The following is a 17,220-nucleotide window of genomic DNA, read 5'->3' as shown; positions in this document are numbered from 1 at the left end:
TTTCTGGGGATAGTTTGGTAGTCGGATACCTACTATTTTACCGATAAATGAGGGAGGGGCAAGTGTTTTTTGTCTTTTCCTTGATAGAACAACGGTTATAGACCTTTAAGAACAAAAAAATTTGACAGTAACATCATTAAAGACGGAGGGACTTTATGACTAAAGAATTGAAAGGCAGACCTGTAGCAAAGGCATTACTGGAACGGACCGTGAAAACGGTGGAAGACCTTAAGAAAATTGACTGCTATCCGACTTTGTCCATTGTAAGAGTAGGAGACGATAAATCATCCATTTCTTATGAGAATGCGGCGATAAAGACTATGCAGCAGTCTGGTATTGCAGTGGAGCCTGTCGTTTTTAAAGAAACAGCAGATGCCGAAGAGGTCCTTCAATCGATAGAGGCACTCAACCAGAAAGCTGATATTCATGGGATATTGGTCATGCAGCCGCTGCCGGACACTTTGGCCCGCAATGACATTGCGCGTTGCCTTAACCCAAATAAGGACATCGATGGACTGACACCTGAAAACCTTGGTCGGGTAGTGGAAAATGATCCGACCACTCTCGTCCCGAGCACGCCTAAAGCAGTCATGGCTTTACTTGAATTTTATGGAATAGAAGTTGAAGGAAAAGATGTCTGCGTCATCGGGAGCAGTCCGGTCGTCGGCAAACCCTTGTCCATTATGCTGCTGAATGAAGAAGCGACTGTTTCGAATGTTCACGTAAAGACGAAGGATATCAAGCATTATACGTGCCAGGCGGATATCGTGATTTCAGCGACAGGTGTTGTTGAACTGATAAAAGCAGAACACATCAAGGAAGGCGCCATAGTCATTGATGTAGGCTTCGGATATAAAGACGGCAAGCCTGTGGGTGATGTCAGCTATGATGATGTGTATGAAAAAGCTGGAGCGATCACCCCCGTACCTGGGGGAGTCGGATCGATCACGACCGCGATACTGGCTGAACAAGTCGCTCAAGCTGCATGGAATCAGCGTTCGGATTAAAGGAGGAAGAAAGTATGGGGAAAGAAGACTTACGAAAAGGAATGCTCCTCTCTCTTGAAAAAATCGGCTGGCTCGAAAGAAACCGTACGGAAAACGATCTGCACGATCACTTGTTTGAGTCGGACTTATGGAAGAATGCTGTCTCCATCGGTGTGACTGTTTCAAGCGATCGGGAGTGGGACACACGAACGATTATTGAACGGGCCTGGGACGAAGGGAAGACGGTCTGTGTGCCGAAATCGATTCACGAAACAAAAGATCTCCATTTTTATGAAATCAGTTCGTTCAGACAACTGGAAAAAGGGTACTTCGGACTTGAAGAACCCTTACCGGAAAAGACCACTCGTCGTGAACCGGAAGACTTGGATCTGATAATCGTTCCCGGCCTGATTTTTACATCGGCGGGCTACCGCATCGGATACGGGGGCGGATATTTTGACCGGTTACTTGCTGGTTTCAACAAGCCTACTGTCTCGCTGCTTCATTCCAATCAGATCGTCGAATCTTTTCCGATTGAAGCACATGATGTGCCGGTAGACTTTCTGATAACCGAGCAGGGGTTGAAGAAAACTGGACTTGATCAGTAAATTATCGTCACCCTATTGAAGATATCGGGCAAGTCGCTTATAATAGAAAAGGAAAAAGAGTAAGAGGAAAACGTTAAGTGCTGGGTGGATGGGATGTTGCCTCCAGACGAAGAAACGGTAGTTTTGCGATTTTTCTCTGCATCCGCTTGAAAACTGAATAGTTTTTTAGTGAGGACTCTTTAATTTTACTGGGGCTGCCGTACTCAGTTTAATGCCCTTTTTCAGTCTGTTGAAAAGTACAAGTTCCGTGTAGTAGCTGATACTATCTAGCTACACGTACCAGCCTCTCGAGAAAAAGATAAATTTACCCATTGCGCAGGATGCTCATTCGGGGCAAATTTCCACTACTCGCTATCGCTCCGGCGATCTCTAGTATATCTGTAAGAGCTGAAGCTCAAACAGATACTAAGGTATTTTCTTGTCGAGGCTGAACGGCACGTGAAGCTTTTTTTATTCGTTGGCTGAAAGAGAACTAAAATTAAAGGAGATCTTCGATATGACTGCAACACCACATACTGGCAGACGCCAGAACAAATGGTTCCACTATGGGTTTATCGGTCTGGCTGGACCTTTATGCCTGGCTTTTCTCATTCCTTTCGCACGTTCACAAAGCGGAATGGGTGGACTCAATCAGCTGCTTGACGGAACTGGAGATCTGCAGACGATTCTGACAGACATGCTCTTCCTTGCATTCTTTACAGGACTGCTACTGCTGATCAGTGTGGCCGTATCCGGACGGCTGGAAGAAGAAAGTATGCTGATCAGTCTGCTTCTCGGCCTCCTGGTTACAGGTGCACCTTTTCTGCTTTTCCTCCAAAGAGAACTGCTTCAGACCAATCTAGTTTATGAAGACAATGGCCTTATTTACGGCATCGCCTTCTTATACTATATCTGGCTGCTGGTTTTCCGGGCTGTCCGCTTATCCAGGTGGACAATGAAGAACCGGACATTAGGCATTGCCATTGTTGGCCTACTGGTCGCAATGAATATTACGCTCGGGATGGTAGGCGTTACGACACCAGTGGTCCGTATTACGTTCGCTTTCCTGCCAACCGCTTTGATCGGGATGCTTTTCGGACCATGGATAGGCGGATTTGGGGCAGTCATGGCTGATATTTTAGGTTTTATCATCGGTCCGGGTGTCGGTGGATTCTTCCCTGGATTTACCTTGTCAGCCTTTCTGACAGGACTTATTTACGGGCTGTTTCTTAACAAACGTGACGTGACTTTGAAACGGATCATAATGGCTGAAGTGCTGATTGCTCTGTTTGTCAACCTGACATTGAATACAATCTGGATTCATATTCTGACTCAAAATCCGATTGCTGTTCTTCTGCCGCCTCGACTTATTCAGAATGCTGTCATGGTCGTTGTGCGCATTGCCACTGTACGATTCTTTGCCGGCAATAAACAGATGAAAAAGATTTATGCTAAATTCTCTACGGCACGGCATTAAATAAGGCATTTGTACTGTCACTAACATTGAATATTATGAAATCAGATATCAGTACCCTTCTGGATGAAATGAAGACAGCCTTCTTTCATCCAGAAGGGCTTTTTTCGTTCAGTAAGAAACTGGCTGCCGCTGGTATTTTTCAAACCAGGAAGCAGCATCGATCCAGCTGATGTGTCTGATATCTTCCAGTCGGATCTGTCTGATTGAGCGGTCGCGACGTTCAATAAATACGATGGAGCCTTTAAAACCTTTTACAAGCCCTTCCGTATCGGGAAGGTAGTTCCCGTCTTTTATCATATCGAGCTGAATGGCCAATGGTTTTTTTGATGTATAGCTTTTATAAAGGATGGCGCTGATGTCTTCGAGCGTCTGTTTTTCTTTTGGAACGATCACGGCTGACTGGCTGGCTTTTTTCTGCTTTTTCAATGCTTCAGCATGGTCAGACAGCATCATGCCCATCCATTTCATTTTTCCCCGATCCTTGTACCCCAAAGCATCAGGGGACAGTTTGATTACATCTTCCTGCATGTTGATCAGCTCCTTTCGTTTTAGTTTTTAAGTATGAATTTAACTCTTTTCTGCCTGCTCTTTGAGGCATGTACAGAAAGCAGTTTATTTCTGAGTACCTGATCGATGACCGCCAAGAAGCTTGGACCGGTACATTGCCATCCCGCCGCTGGTCAGGCTGCTGGCGTGAAGTAGAGAAGTGTAGCCATATTTATGTCTGATGGAGTCGATCGTCTGATCCAGATCCTCCTGGTTGATCAGCTTTTCAGCGGAATCGAATAATGAAAGCTGAAGGGCGGACTTCGGTTCGATTTTCCCGAAGGTGACATTGACCACCCGGACAGGAAGGGATCTGTAGTGACGATGGAAGAGAATCAGGAGCCCTTCAATGATTTTTTTAGACGAGTCTGTTTTTTCAATCGGCAGCTGGTGACTGAAGCCGCGGTCCATGACATCTTTTGAGTAACCGATACTCAGTTTCACCAGTCCAGTCGTCAGATAATGTCTGCGCAGGCGCCCGGCATTCTCTTCAGCCATTTCACGTATCACGATTTCCACTTCATGCTTTACGATGTAATCTCTGTTCAAAATTTGATTTTTACTGAAAGAGGTCTCTTTAGGTGTGAATGTATCAGACAGTCGGGTCCGGTCGATGCCGTGGGAGTGAAAGAAGAGCTGCTCACCAATGACTCCAAACCGTTTCTTCAGTTTTCTGACATCAGCCTGTGACAAGTCATGGATTGAACGGATACCGATTCGCTCGAGATGTTTCTCCGTTTTTGATCCGATCCCCCAGAAATCTTTTAAGGGAGAAATTTTCCATACCGTATCCTGCACATCATCATAATGCCAGGCTGCGATAAAATTGCTTTTCTGATCGTGTTTAGCCGCATGGTCCAGAGCAAGCTTGGCCAGAAGAGGGTTGTCTCCGATGCCTACAGTGACGACTAGCTTCATTTCTTTCCATACGAGATACTGGATGTGTCTGGCTATGTCTTCAGTACTGCCGAACAATCTGTGGGAACGTGTCACATCCAGAAAAGATTCATCGATACTGTAGACATGAAGGTCTTCGTCCGAAACAAAGCGTTTGAAAATGTTCACGATGTCCAAGTTTTTTTCTAAGTATAAGGCCATTCGGGGTTCAACTATGTCGATCGACGCATCTTTTGGGATTTCATATACCCGCGTCCCTGTTTTGATTCCGTAAAGTTTTTTGACCATGGGGGAAGAAGCTAGTACCAGTCCACCATGATTGTCCGGCTTACTGACAACGGCAACTTTGGCCTTGAGGGGGTGTTCCTTTCTCTCAACTGCTTCAACCGAGGCAAAAAAAGACTTTACATCGATACATAATATATCTCTACGTGGCTCTCTGGAGTAATCCATTATTTGAAGCATGGCAAGGACCTCCTTTAAGGGAATGTATGTTTGTTTTAATTATAGGAACATACATTCGTTTCGTCAAGGGGAACGCGTCGGGTAGTGAGATGATGAAGGTGCTTCAAGTTAGGTGAAAGGGCTCTGAAAAGAGGAAGGGGTAAGGATTTGGCCTTTCTATATTTGTATTTAAAAAAGAAGAGCGGAAGATCGAGTGAAGCGAGCCGAAAACAGCGAGTTTCACATCTTTCAGCCCAGCTGATTCCTTTAAGAGACATCATCAGAACAGAAAAAAGAGCCGATCCATCAACTTTGATGAATCGGCTCTTTTCGATGCAGGGGTGAGGTTATTTTCCGTCAACATATGGCACAGCTTTGACTGTGGCTTCGATATTTCCCTTAGTAGCTTTTGAGTAAGGACAGAAGGCGTGCGCCTTATCTGCAAGTTTCTGGGCCTGTTCTTCAGACATATCTTCAATACCGACTTCGATTTCTACTCCTAATTTAAATCCGCCATCATCGGGGTCTTTCATCAAGTGAACAGTCAAGGTGACTTGAGATTTGTTGTCGATCTTCTCTTCTTTTTTATAGTGATCCAGAGCAGCGTGGAAACAAGCACTATAACCTAAAGCGAACAGCTGCTCAGGATTAGTTCCGTTTCCAGATCCACCCATTTCTTTAGGCGTATCGACCTGCACTTCATATGAACGATCAGGTGTGTGACTTTCTCCTTCTCGCGCTCCTGTATTGACTGCGGCTGTAGTGTAAACAACTTTATCTGGCATAGTTAAAACGCTCCTTTTCTATAGTCTACTATCAGTATAGCACTAAAAAAAAGAAAGGCTAAATGATAGCCTTTCATTAATATATATCAAATTTTAAGATACGCAAGTTTCGAGAACAAAGGTTTCAAGTGCCTGTGCTACGCCGTTCTCACGGTTGGAAGCTGTGATATGGTCGGCAACGGCCTTGACTTCATCACGCGCATTGTCCATCGCCACACCAATTCCGGCCCATTCGATCATATCCACATCATTCCCCCCGTCGCCGAGAGCCATGACGGATTCACGTGGAATATTCAGTAGTTCAGCCAGATCTTTAACGGCGGTTCCTTTGCTGGCCTGTTTGTTCAGGACTTCAAGGAAGAAAGGTTCGCTTCGAAGGATTGTATACTTATCCCATAAGGATTTAGGAAGACGGGAAATTGCCGCTTCCAGAACAGGTTCCTTGTCGATCATCATCATTTTATTGTAGATAACAGATGGATCCATGTCTTCAGGCTTACGGTAAAACAGCGGCAGGCCTATAAGGTAGGCTTCACGGACAGAATATTCGCTAATGTCGCTGTTCGGTGTAAAGATTCCTTCATTGTGGATAGCATGGAAATGTGAACCGGCTTCTTGAGCAGCTGCCTGCAAGGTAAGGTAATCGTCATGATCCATCATATGTCTGACGACTACTTTTCCGGATTTGACTTCCTGTACCAGTCCGCCGTTATAAGTGATGACATAATCATCATCAGCGCTCAGATCCAGTTCTTTCAAAAAGGCTGTGGCGCCTGGGAAAGGACGTCCGGTGCAGATCACGATTTTGACGCCGGCCTGTCGGGCAGCCTGAATAGCCTGCTTCACCTCTGGACTGATTTTATGTTCTTCATTCAATAATGTGCCATCCAGATCAATGGCAACTAATTTGATCGTCATGCCTGTTCTCCATTCTTTGCTTCAATGTATTTTTTTAATTGAAAGTGTTAAAGTATAAGTTTAGTGCATTAATTAATACTGTCTAGCTTAACTACTCCCGTTGGTCGGTCGATCACAACAATAGTTGTACGTGCTGAAGCACTACAACTTGTAAGGACGTACCAGCCTCTCGAGAAAAAGATAAATTTACCCATTGCGCAGGATGCTCTTCTTCCGCATACTCTGTCTCTACGCATTGAAATGCTAGAGTCACAGCAATTCAGGGTAAATTCCCTCTACTCCCACCGGTCGGACGATCTCAAGTATATCTGTAAGAGCTGAAGCTCAAACAGATACTAAGGTATTTTCTTGTCGAGGCTGAACGGCACGTGAAGCTTTTCTCATGTTTCATTAGGGTGGATGATTGCTCCGTTGACAATGTGGCGCTGGAACGCATCGTATTCCTCCTGAAACATATTAATGTTATCGCTTTGTTCTTCCAGAAATTCTTTCGGGACATACAGGCGGTGGTCGCCGTGCAGGTTCCCGCTCAGTGTCTTGACTATGGAACTGACCTTGCTGAGTTCGACAAGTGTCCCATCCGACTGCATAAGATGAATCGGTGTCTTGTTTTTCAATTTATAGTCATACGGCAGATCAGAGCTGCTATTGGTCATAGTATAGAGGTTCTTATCGTATGTCAAGTGCCCGACTATATCCCTCAGAGTCTCCACCACATCATCGTCTTTTCCGTCGATATACGTAACTGATTTCAGCGGTTTGCGGTGAAGGAACATTTTAGACAGTTCGCTCAAGTAGGCATCATCACTTTCAGTCCATAAAATAATGGCCGTCTGAAGTACGCCGTCGTCCAGTTTCAGATAGTCGTCCAGAGTCGGGTCTTCTTCGAAAAACGGATCGAGAAGGTCGAACGCCGGATACAGCTCCTGATCTTTATAGAGCTGTTTGGCCCGGTAGAGAAGACGGTCGAGAGTGACTTCCATTCCCCGAGATGCCGGGTGGAAATACACCTGCATATACATCTGGAAACGACTCACGATATAGTCTTCCACCGCATGCATGCCCTGATACTGGAAAGCAATGCCGTCTTTATAGGGACGGATCACTCTGAGGATGCGGGACAGATCGAAGGCGCCGTATGTGGCACCGGTGAAAAAGGCGTCTCTCTGCAGATAATCCATCCGGTCCGCATCGATCTGGCTGGAGATCAGCTGAACGACTTGAGGATTCGGATGCTGCTTGGTAATGACACTGGCCACCTGGTTCGGAAAGTCGTGAGATACGCGCTTAAGGATCGTATTGACTTCCGTTCCCTCGGACAAAATAATATCCGTCGTCAGAGACTCGTGGTCCGTATTGAAGATTTTTTCGAATGTATGGGAAAAGGGGCCGTGCCCGACATCATGCAGTAGAGCTGCGCATAAGGTGACGAGGCGCATGGAACAGTCCCAGTCATCCGGGTAGTTGCGCTCGAACATATCCACTATCCGCCGGGATAATTCATAAACGCCCAGAGAATGGGAAAAACGGGAATGCTCCGCACCATGAAAGGTGAACTGGGCGGTCCCGAGCTGTTTGATCCGACGCAGACGCTGAAATTCCTTGGTGTCGATCAGATCTAAAATCAGTTTGTGTCGGACATGAATGTAGTCGTGCACAGGATCTTTAAATACTTTTTCAATAGGCAGGCGGTCCTGCTTTTCAAATGAGTCGATACACATAGTTGTCGGTTCTACTCCATCTTCTTCTATTTAACAAGAAGGTGCTGTGTGAAGTAGACCATTCCTTCCTCTCTTAGCCTCAAGCACTGAGGGGGATCAAGGTAGTAATTTGTCATTTCGGGTGATCATTTTCTGAAGGCCTTCGTCGTAAGCAGAGGCGATGGATGCTGTCATATCGCCCTGAACCAGTGTGACACCGGCCTGAGTAAATACAGAAAGCAGATGCTGCTTTGTTTCCTCAATAGTTAAGGAAACACCGAGTGCATCTTCCAGCGTCGTCATCACGTTCGGATTCACAGCAGGAAAGCTCCATCTGGTTTCGGATCCGTCCAGACCTTTGGTATAGAACTCGCGGATCATCTCTGCCCGATGGGTCTGGTCCCCGGATACACTGAGGTAAATCATTACAGCGATTCCGCCTCTGATCCGTCGCTGGGCAATACCGGCAATTTTTCTCCCCTCGATACTTAAATCGAATTCACCCGGGCAGTAAGAGTCTGCAATTTCATACGCATCGACCGTTTTGTTATAGCGAGAAAAGGCCGTCTGAACGACTTGATGCATTCGGGAATAGGCCTCGTCGATGGACAGTCGCTCTTCGCCTTCAGGAAAGATCATGGAAAAGTTCAGCACTCCGCCATCACTCACAACAGCTAGTCCACCTGAGTTTCGGACCAGATAGTCGTAGCCGCCGGACGCAAAAGCTGTCAGGGCATCGCTAAGGAATGGAAGCTTGGTATCCATCATTCCTAAAATGATCAGCGGATCAGTCTGCCAAAAGTGCAGGATGGGCTGCTTCTTTTCTCCCGCTTCTTTGATAAAGGCATCCGTCAGCGCAAAAGGAGCGAAGCGGTGATTTGAATAATCAGCCGGCAACTTATCATAAAGCAGAAAAGGCTGTGTGTAAGCATTAAAATAAGAATGGGTTTCAGTCATAATGTCCGTCCTTCATGTTATCTCATTAATTATTTCATCGTCAGTTTCTTTCAGTATACCAAAAATCAACGGGGTTAGGATACAGGAGTCGAATATAGAATGAGACGCCGAATATGATTTATGATAAACTGTATAGGACAGACAATCAAAAGAGAATAAGGAAGGGGTAGTGCTTGTGCCTTCAAGAGATTTAAAAAACGGTCTGCCGGCCGAAGTGAAAATGGAAACATCCTATATACAGAATGGAGAAACGCATCAGCATTCGTTCGAAGAAAAAGGACGAGTCGTGTACATGAATAACAGTTACTACATTCGATTTGAAGAAACGCATGAGGAAGCAACAGTTCCAGTGACGGTCAAAATCAATCCTGACGGAGTAGTGAATCTGATCAGAAATGGTGAGCGGACGATGCGTCTGACCTTCAACAGTGACAGACATACAGAAACCAACTACGCCACACCCGTGGGAATCATTCCGCTACAGGTACTGACCGACGATTTGAGAGTTAGCTATTATGACCGCCCGTTTTCCGGAAGAGTCTATATCGATTATAAACTGCATGCAAATGGACAAAAACTAGGGGAGTATCAAATTAGATTGCGTTTTACAACGTAATCATGTAGTATAAATTAGTTGAAGAGAAAGTTTAATGAAACCGATGAGAGAAAGGACGTTACAGTCGTGGAATTAAATCAATTTAAAGGCCAGGCAAAAGACGAACTGGCTATGGTAGATGTGGCTCATGCCATCCTTGAAACAACTGGACAAGTGACTGATTTCAATGACCTGCTGTCAGAAGTGGCAGACTATCTGGAGCTGGATGATGAAACATTGGAACGTGAAATGATTCAGTTTTATACTGATTTGAATGTAGACGGACGATTCATTTCCTTAGGCGACAACCGCTGGGGTCTACGTGCGTGGTACCCTGTCGACTCGATCGATGAAGAAATTACGCATGATAACGATGCAGAGGACGAACGACCGCGCCGCAGAAGTCGTACCGGATTTGACCAGGCTTATGATGACGAAGAAGTCGAAGAAGTCGAAGAAGTCGAAGAAGTCGAAGAAGACGAAGAAGAGGAAGAAACCATCAAGTATGGGGACCGCGTCGAAGTCGATGAGCATGGTGTCATGGTCGATGACGAAGATGAAGAAGACCTTGGAGAATACAAAGACGATCTTGATGATCTTGGCGATGAAGACGAGGACAGCGAAGAGCTGAAAGGCCTGAACATCGTTGATGATGAAGATGTGCTTGAAGACGAGGAAGACGAATAAGAATAGAGATGGGCTAATTGATAACCGAGCCTGTCGGAAAAAGCTGACCATCCGTCTATCGGGGTCAGCTTTTTTGATGCGTAAAAATTCGTAGATTAATAGGCGAGATCGAATAAAGCGTCTGCAGAATAAAAGTGTAAAAGGGCATCGATATGGCGGACGGATGGTTCCGGTGATCATTAATTCCGCTGCTCTACTCAAATGGGGAAACTGACAGAATTCGCACTTGACTTACAGCAATTAGGTCTTTAAACTATTTATTGGGCACCCTACGTACATGTTATGTATATGAAGGGTCAACAAGACAGAATGTAAGACAGTTCAACGCTCCCTATTTCATTTATTAAATGGAATAGGGAGTTTTCTGTTTTTTGAGACATTTTGCCTTTCCTTAAAAGAATTATGGAGGGAGTACTATGACAAAGTATATTTTTGTAACAGGCGGAGTGGTATCGTCAATCGGAAAAGGTATCGCGGCAGCATCTCTTGGCCGACTGTTGAAAAATAGAGGACTGAAAGTAACGATTCAGAAATTTGATCCTTATATCAATGTGGATCCAGGAACGATGAGTCCGTATCAGCATGGAGAAGTGTTTGTAACGGATGATGGCGCTGAAACGGATCTGGATCTGGGGCATTACGAGCGGTTCATCGACATCAATTTGAACCAGTATTCAAATGTCACGACAGGGAAAGTCTATTCTGAAGTGATCAACAAAGAACGTCGCGGTGATTATCTGGGCGGAACGGTTCAGGTCATTCCGCACATTACAGATGAAATCAAGAAAAAGATCATGCGTGCGGCACAAACGACCGATTCGGACGTGATCATCACTGAAGTTGGTGGAACAGTAGGAGACATCGAGTCATTGCCTTTCCTTGAAGCTCTGCGTCAGATGAAAAGTGACGTCGGGTCCGACAATGTCATGTATCTGCATACGACACTGATTCCATACCTTAAAGCGGCAGGTGAAATGAAAACCAAGCCGACCCAGCACAGCGTAAAAGAACTTCGAAGCCTTGGAATCCAGCCAAACGTGCTGATCGTCCGCTCGGAATATCCGGTTGAGCAGCATACGAAAGATAAACTCGCATCCTTCACCGATGTGGATTCCAAAGCGGTCATCGAATCTTTGGATGTCGATACGCTTTATTCAATCCCGTTGAACTTACAGAAACAGGGACTGGATCAGATTGTAGTCGATCATCTGAAACTGGATGTGCCGGAAGCGGATATGACTGAATGGAAAGCGCTAGAAGAGAAAGTGCTGAACCTGAAGACGTCTACTCGAATTGCTATTGTAGGGAAATATGTGGAACTGCCGGATGCATATTTGTCCGTAGTTGAAGCACTGAAGCATGCCGGCTATGCTGCAGATTCGGATATCAACATCAAATGGGTCAATGCAGAAAAACTGTCTCCAGAAGAATTGGTCAGAGAACTGGATGATGTGGACGGCATCCTCGTACCGGGTGGATTCGGAGAACGCGGTCTGGAAGGGAAAATGCTGGCGATTCGATATGCACGGGAAAACAGGATTCCATTCTTCGGTATCTGTCTTGGCATGCAGCTGGCAGCTGTGGAATTTGCCCGTAACGTAGCCAAGCTTGATGGGGCTGGATCTGCGGAAGTCAATCCTGACATTGAACACAACATCATTGACTTGATGCCGGATCAGAAGAATGTGACGGATATGGGTGGAACACTGAGACTGGGTCTATACCCATGTCAATTGCAGCCGGGTACAGTGACCGCGGAGGCCTATGACAATCAGGAAGTCGTTCAGGAGCGTCACCGTCACCGTTATGAATTTAACAATAGCTACCGTGGACTGCTTGAAGAAAAAGGACTGATTTTCTCTGGTGTTTCTCCAGACAACAAACTGGTGGAGATCATCGAAGTGGCCGATCACCCTTATTTCGTCGGCTGCCAGTTCCATCCGGAATTCATTTCCAGACCGAACAGACCTCAGCCGTTGTTCAAAGCCTTTATTGAAAAGTCATTAGAAAACAAGAATAGATAAATGATAATGAGGCTGGATTTATGAAAGAAATTGAAAATAGAGAGACAACCTAATGATTAATACTAGTTTTATTGTGAAATTTTGTATATAATAATAAGCGAGACCGAGGGCGTATATCGGTTTAAAAAGTGCGCAAAAATTTGAGGAGGCTATATTTATGAGTCGTTTAGTAAGTATGACAGACATGTTGAACAAAGCTTTGGCTGAAAAATATGCAGTTGGGCAATTCAACATCAACAACTTAGAATGGACACAAGCCATTTTACAGGCAGCACAGGAAGAAAAATCTCCAGTAATTTTAGGTGCTTCTGAAGGAGCAGTTAAATACATGGGTGGATTCACTGTTGTTTCTGCTATGGTTAATGCTTTACTTGAAGAAATGGACATTACAGTTCCTGTGGCTCTTCACCTGGACCACGGTTCATCATTTGATACATGTAAAGCTGCGATCGATGCTGGATTCTCTTCAGTTATGATCGACCACTCTCATGATCCAATCGAAGACAACATTTCTTTCACTAAAAAAGTGGTTGAATATGCTCACTCTAAAGGTGCGTCAGTTGAAGCTGAAATCGGTACTGTCGGCGGAGAAGAAGACGGCGTTGTCGGTGGCGTAATGTACGCTGATAAAGAAGAATGTAAACGTATTGTTGACGAAGCTGGAATCGATGCCCTAGCAGCTGCTCTAGGATCTGTACACGGAGACTACGACGGAGAACCTAAACTTGGATTTGACGAAATGAAAGAAATTTCTGAACTGACAGGTGCACCACTTGTACTTCACGGTGGATCAGGTATCCCAACTCACCAGATCGAAAAAGCAATCGAATACGGTCACGCTAAAATCAACGTAAACACTGAGCTTCAGCAAGTATGGGCTAAGCGCACACGTGAAGTTATTGCTACCAACGAAAAAGTTTACGATCCTCGTAAAATCATCGGACCTGGTAAAGCAGACATCACTGAAACAACTAAAGCTAAAATGAGAGAATTCGGTTCTTCAAACAAAGCTTAATTAAAATAAAATAGAGACGCGAGGGCCCGTGCTTTCCCGTCAACAGAATCACCCTCTTGAGCTGTCGCCAGTTCCTGAGGGTGATTTTTTTATGAAAAGTGAGGTCCGTTTTTGAGTGAAAATATTCTGCTTTTGATAAACGCCGCCAGTCAATTTCGTGAGAATTCAATCATTTGGACAATATAATGAATGAAGACAAATTGATCAGCTGGAGGAAAGAATCAATGAAGGTAATGAAGCCGCGGGAAGCATCTAAAGAACTCAACGTGCTGAGAGCTCTGAACCAAAGGCAGGCATATTCATTTGAACAGAAGCAGAATCTACTGAATATGGAGAAGGGATTTATTGGTGAAAGGCAGTTCGACGAGATGGGAGAGAAGTATCTGGAGCAGGAGTGTGTGATGCTGCAGGATCTTGCGCTGACCATCAAAGGAAACACAGTGCAGATCGATTCAGTTTTCCTGACTTCAGAAGTCGTGTATATCTTTGAAGTCAAGAACTACGAGGGGGACTTTATTATGAAAGATGGCGACATCTATACAGTAGCCGGCCAGGAGATATCGAACCCGCTCACCCAGCTTAATCGAACGTCGTCTCTTCTGAGGCAGCTGCTGCAGTCCTGGCAGGTCAAAATGAGTATCGAAGGCTACGTTGTGCTTATCAATCCGGCATGTATGCTGTATCATGCGACACCTGCCGACCCGTTCATTTTCTATGGGCAAATTCAATCCCGTCTGACCGAAATCAATCGTAGACAGCGGAACGAGCCATGGGGAATAAAAAAGATGAAGAGACTGGCAGAAAAACTGATTGAAGAACATAACAAGGAAGGGCGCATTCAAATCAAAAGGCCGGCGTATACTTATGAGGAATTGAGGAAGGGGATAGCTTGTACGCGATGCAGTAGTTTTAGTGTGCAAGTTAATCAACGCTCATGTAAATGTTTAGTTTGCGAGCATTCATCGTCATTGAACAGTGCAGTCATCCGACAAATTGAAGAGTTTATACTTTTATATCCTGCTGAATTACTGACGACTGAAAAAATATATAGATGGTGTGGACAAATTATTCCAAAAAAAAGAATACGTGGGATACTCTCTGAAAATTATACTAGAGTAGGAAATAAATCAGGCACAACTTTCAAAAAAGAGAGTAAATAAGGAGTGTAATCGTCATAGGACGATTACATACGCCCACTCAGATAGATTTTGTCTTTGAGTGGGGAATAAATATCATACTATTGCCCACTCAGTGAATCTGGACTAACGAGTGGGTCATAAATGACAAATTAGTGCCCAGTCAAAATCGATTTGGATTTGAGTGGTAAAAAGATTGCTGATTACTACCCACTCAACAGAACCATGCTATTGAGTGGGCAATAGTAGGACAAACAGAGAGAAAACCACCCAAAAACGATAGAACCTCCACAAACCAGACAGTTCAAAATAATGAAGCGGTCGGCTCGACCGACCGTTTTCCACTTTAAAAGCCCTTAAAGGATAACATACGAAACCAAGACGGCAAAAAAATCATACGAATTAGAGATAAAAGACTTACTATAAGTTAGTTTATGGTGTATACTGTGTAACAGAAGATGAAGTAGAGCACACGTAAGTCATAGGAAAGACTGGATTGCTGCTACTGAAACTAGAACAACTCGATTGGGCGGGGAAAAATGAGGTTATGATATCCTCTGCCCGCCGAATCTGAATGAGATCCCCCAGTAAAAGTCGAAGCACCGACTGAAATTTAAACGAAAAGAGTGATGACATGAGTTTTAAACAATACCGAATCGATGACAGCAAAGGCCTGGAGTTCGGCTTGTATACTTTAGGTGACCATTTAAAGAACCCGCATATAGACAAACGGATTTCGCCTCAGCAGCGGCTGCAGGAAATCATTGAAATGGCTAAGCTGGCAGAAGAAGCAGGCATTGACCTGATCAGCGTAGGAGAAAGCCATCAGGATCACTTCATTACGCAGGCGCACTCGGTTGTTCTGTCGGCAATCGCCCAAGCGACAGAAAAAATTAAAGTGAGCAGTTCATCCACAATCATCAGTACGTCTGACCCGGTGAGAGTCTACGAAGACTTTGCCACGATCGATCTGATTTCAGGTGGTCGGGCAGAAATCGTAGCGGGACGAGCTTCCCGTGTAGGCTTGTTCGAGCTTTTAGGATATGATCTGCATGATTATGAAGAACTGTTTGAAGAGAAATTTGAACTTCTGCTACAAATAAATAAAGAAGAAGTCGTCAACTGGGAAGGAGAATTTCGTCAACCACTAAGGGATGCGCATATTCTTCCACGTCCGCTTAATGGAAGCCTGCCGATATGGCGTGCTGTCGGTGGCACACCGGCCAGTGCAATGAAAGCTGCTTATCAGGGCGTGCCGATGTACCAAGCGATGCTAGGAGGACCAGCGTCTGTATTCAAGCGTCCGATTGATGCCTATAGAGAAACACTTGAAAGTCTTGGCCAGGATTCATCAGAATTTCCTGTTGCGACAGCTGGCTTCTTTTATGCAGCGGACACGACGCAACAGGCATTGAAAGAATATTACCCGCATATCAACGAAGGCATGAAGCTGACAAATGGACGTGGTTTCCCTAAGCAAGCATTTGCCCAAGGTGCTCATCTAAAAAATATCATGAACGTCGGCAGCCCCCAGGAGATCATCGAGAAAATCCTTTACCAGCATGAGACATTCAATCACCAGCGCTATATCGCTCAAATGGATTTCGGCGGCGTGCCGTTTGATAAGATCATGCGAAATATAGAGTTGATAGGAAATGAGATTTTACCGGCAGTCAAAAAGCATACAGCCAAAGCGAAAGCATAAGGAGTGACTAGAGTGAATATTACCCTGCTATCCGGCTCGACGATCGGGTCTAAAACGAGAACAGCGATGAACTATACAAAAGATATCATTGAACGAAACTATCCTGATCATGAGGTTACCCTTCTGGATCTGGCTGATTTTGAGCTGGTTTTCAGTGATGGACGGGACTTCAGAGAATATAAGGGAGACACAAAAGTTGTGACCGAGACGATTATGGCGTCTGACATCATCCTCATAGGTACACCAATCTTTCAGGCATCCATTCCCGGTTCTTTGAAAAATGTGTTCGATCTGCTTCCTCAGGATGGACTGAGAGACAAAACAGCAGGCATACTGGTGACGGCGGGGTCGTCCAAACATTACCTGATTGCTGAAACACAACTCAAACCGATCCTTGCTTATATGAAGGCTCAAATCGTTCAGACCTACACCTTCATGGAAGAAAGAGACTTCTACCGCAAGGAGATTGTCAATGAAGATGCAGTATTCAGGATCGAGCGTCTTGTAGAAGATACAATGGTCCTTTCCGAAACGTATAAAGAGGCTAGGCGCATTAAAGAAGAACAATATGGGTTTTAAAGCGAATAAATTCTTACAGAACATTAACAATCGTTAGTGTTCTGTATTTTTATGTTGAAAAAAAAAGTAAACCCTGTATGATTATGATTGTGGGCAACTGTACGTTTTAATGCCTTGTTCACATTGTCACATGTTAACCGTTTGTATTCCAAAGAAATGTACATGAACTTCTGATAAAGAGA

The 17,220-nt window shown here is 44.8% G+C and carries 16 protein-coding genes and 1 riboswitch; of the genes, 10 read left to right on the top strand and 6 right to left on the bottom strand.

The window, feature by feature from the left end; genetic code table 11:
- Positions 1 to 155: 155 nt before the first annotated feature.
- The 3 genes from ACYQ4S_RS04550 to ACYQ4S_RS04540 all read left to right on the top strand — a co-directional run bounded on the left by ACYQ4S_RS04550 (position 156) and on the right by ACYQ4S_RS04540 (position 3,050).
- Entirely contained in the window at positions 156 to 1,007 is an 852-nt protein-coding gene (locus tag ACYQ4S_RS04550) for a bifunctional 5,10-methylenetetrahydrofolate dehydrogenase/5,10-methenyltetrahydrofolate cyclohydrolase (protein WP_346024955.1), read from the top strand.
- 14 nt (positions 1,008 to 1,021) lie between these two features.
- Positions 1,022 to 1,594, top strand: a complete 573-nt coding sequence (locus ACYQ4S_RS04545) for a 5-formyltetrahydrofolate cyclo-ligase (RefSeq protein WP_459769630.1) — start codon at positions 1,022 to 1,024, stop codon at positions 1,592 to 1,594.
- Positions 1,595 to 1,647: 53 nt separating this feature from the next.
- Positions 1,648 to 1,744: riboswitch (THF riboswitch) on the top strand.
- 346 nt (positions 1,745 to 2,090) lie between these two features.
- Positions 2,091 to 3,050 (top strand): folate family ECF transporter S component, encoded by a 960-nt coding sequence (locus tag ACYQ4S_RS04540; RefSeq protein ID WP_346024953.1) that lies wholly within the window; start codon positions 2,091 to 2,093, stop codon positions 3,048 to 3,050.
- 108 nt (positions 3,051 to 3,158) lie between these two features.
- Here ACYQ4S_RS04540 and ACYQ4S_RS04535 read toward each other — a convergent pair whose 3' ends face one another.
- The 6 genes from ACYQ4S_RS04535 to ACYQ4S_RS04510 all read right to left on the bottom strand — a co-directional run bounded on the left by ACYQ4S_RS04535 (position 3,159) and on the right by ACYQ4S_RS04510 (position 9,297).
- Complete coding sequence (locus tag ACYQ4S_RS04535) at positions 3,159 to 3,578, bottom strand: hypothetical protein (protein WP_459769628.1); 420 nt, start codon at positions 3,576 to 3,578, stop codon at positions 3,159 to 3,161.
- Positions 3,579 to 3,662: 84 nt separating this feature from the next.
- A complete protein-coding gene (locus tag ACYQ4S_RS04530; protein WP_459769626.1) occupies positions 3,663 to 4,958 on the bottom strand; it encodes a Y-family DNA polymerase in 1,296 nt (431 codons plus the stop codon).
- 326 nt (positions 4,959 to 5,284) lie between these two features.
- Positions 5,285 to 5,722, bottom strand: coding sequence for an organic hydroperoxide resistance protein (locus ACYQ4S_RS04525; protein WP_091265463.1), 438 nt, complete (start codon positions 5,720 to 5,722; stop codon positions 5,285 to 5,287).
- 93 nt (positions 5,723 to 5,815) lie between these two features.
- A complete protein-coding gene (gene yidA / locus ACYQ4S_RS04520; RefSeq protein WP_346024949.1) occupies positions 5,816 to 6,640 on the bottom strand; it encodes a sugar-phosphatase in 825 nt (274 codons plus the stop codon).
- 380 nt (positions 6,641 to 7,020) lie between these two features.
- On the bottom strand, positions 7,021 to 8,361 hold the full coding sequence (locus ACYQ4S_RS04515) for an HD domain-containing protein (RefSeq protein ID WP_346024948.1): 1,341 nt from the start codon (positions 8,359 to 8,361) through the stop codon (positions 7,021 to 7,023).
- Between the two features lie 96 nt (positions 8,362 to 8,457).
- Complete coding sequence (locus ACYQ4S_RS04510; RefSeq protein WP_346024947.1) at positions 8,458 to 9,297, bottom strand: lipoate--protein ligase family protein; 840 nt, start codon at positions 9,295 to 9,297, stop codon at positions 8,458 to 8,460.
- Between the two features lie 175 nt (positions 9,298 to 9,472).
- Here ACYQ4S_RS04510 and ACYQ4S_RS04505 point away from each other — a divergent pair, with 175 nt between their 5' ends.
- The 7 genes from ACYQ4S_RS04505 (at position 9,473) to ACYQ4S_RS04475 (ending at position 17,038) form a co-directional block, all read left to right on the top strand.
- The gene (locus ACYQ4S_RS04505; RefSeq protein ID WP_346024946.1) at positions 9,473 to 9,913 is read left to right on the top strand and encodes a YwiB family protein; all 441 of its coding nucleotides are present in this window, start codon (positions 9,473 to 9,475) and stop codon (positions 9,911 to 9,913) included.
- Between the two features lie 66 nt (positions 9,914 to 9,979).
- Positions 9,980 to 10,579, top strand: coding sequence for a DNA-directed RNA polymerase subunit delta (rpoE, locus tag ACYQ4S_RS04500; RefSeq protein ID WP_459769622.1), 600 nt, complete (start codon positions 9,980 to 9,982; stop codon positions 10,577 to 10,579).
- A gap of 416 nt (positions 10,580 to 10,995) precedes the next feature.
- The gene (locus ACYQ4S_RS04495; RefSeq protein ID WP_346024944.1) at positions 10,996 to 12,603 is read left to right on the top strand and encodes a CTP synthase; all 1,608 of its coding nucleotides are present in this window, start codon (positions 10,996 to 10,998) and stop codon (positions 12,601 to 12,603) included.
- Between the two features lie 157 nt (positions 12,604 to 12,760).
- The gene (fba, locus tag ACYQ4S_RS04490; protein WP_346024943.1) at positions 12,761 to 13,618 is read left to right on the top strand and encodes a class II fructose-1,6-bisphosphate aldolase; all 858 of its coding nucleotides are present in this window, start codon (positions 12,761 to 12,763) and stop codon (positions 13,616 to 13,618) included.
- Between the two features lie 224 nt (positions 13,619 to 13,842).
- Entirely contained in the window at positions 13,843 to 14,778 is a 936-nt protein-coding gene (locus tag ACYQ4S_RS04485) for a nuclease-related domain-containing protein (RefSeq protein WP_459769620.1), read from the top strand.
- Between the two features lie 610 nt (positions 14,779 to 15,388).
- Complete coding sequence (locus ACYQ4S_RS04480; RefSeq protein WP_346024941.1) at positions 15,389 to 16,459, top strand: LLM class flavin-dependent oxidoreductase; 1,071 nt, start codon at positions 15,389 to 15,391, stop codon at positions 16,457 to 16,459.
- 12 nt (positions 16,460 to 16,471) lie between these two features.
- Positions 16,472 to 17,038: an NADPH-dependent FMN reductase gene (locus ACYQ4S_RS04475; RefSeq protein ID WP_459769618.1), complete on the top strand. Its 567-nt coding sequence runs from the start codon at positions 16,472 to 16,474 to the stop codon at positions 17,036 to 17,038.
- Positions 17,039 to 17,220: the final 182 nt, after the last annotated feature.

This window comes from Alkalibacterium sp. s-m-28, from assembly GCF_054658175.1.
Note: the sequence above shows the minus strand (reverse complement) of the source record. Positions and strands in the feature narration are given on the sequence as shown.